This is a genomic window from Paramagnetospirillum caucaseum, assembly GCF_000342045.1.
Classification (GTDB): Bacteria; Pseudomonadota; Alphaproteobacteria; order Rhodospirillales; family Magnetospirillaceae; genus Phaeospirillum; species Phaeospirillum caucaseum.
Map to the genome: position 1 here is coordinate 1 of NZ_AONQ01000202.1, position 515 is coordinate 515.

The 515-nt window shown below is 59.2% G+C and carries 2 protein-coding genes; one reads left to right on the top strand and one right to left on the bottom strand.

Going from position 1 to position 515, the window contains the following annotated elements:
- Window positions 1-210, bottom strand: a 210-nt coding sequence (locus tag H261_RS24455; protein ID WP_008622957.1) for a helix-turn-helix domain-containing protein, incomplete at its 3' end; no start/stop codon positions are given.
- Between the two features lie 114 nt (window positions 211-324).
- Here H261_RS24455 and H261_RS26435 point away from each other — a divergent pair.
- Window positions 325-515, top strand: a 191-nt coding sequence (locus H261_RS26435) for a hypothetical protein (RefSeq protein ID WP_008622958.1), incomplete at its 3' end; no start/stop codon positions are given.

Genomic DNA, 515 nt, shown 5'->3' on the forward strand with positions numbered 1-515 from the left:
GCCGGGGCCGTCGCCGTTCTCGGCGATGAAGATCACGCCTGCCTCTTCGAGGGCGCGGCGGATCGCGGCGAGGTTATTGGTAACCGGGGTGCGGCGACCAGTTTCAAAGTCTCGCACCGTGCTTAAACTGCAAGAGGCGGCGGAGGCCAATTGGCCTTGCGACCAATCGATGATGGCACGGGCTGCCCGGCTTTGTGCTGGCGTAATCATGTGGCCACCTTAACGCGTTCCGGTGTTTCGGTCAACGTCACCAAAAAATGTTGACACGTCCTTTTGTCAGCGTGTTATGTTTACGTCACCAATTTTTGGTGATTGAGGTTCGTCATGGACATACACGCTGCCCTTGGAAATAGGTTATCTCGGCATACCCCGCCCGCCGCCCTGGCGGCGGCCAACGACACCGCCGACGCCCGCCTTCTGGCGGCCTGGCGCGAATACCGGCGGTTGTCCCTGCTTTGTGAGGATGAGAACCTCGACAAAAGGTTGTGGGAGAAATACAGCGATCAGGCCGATGC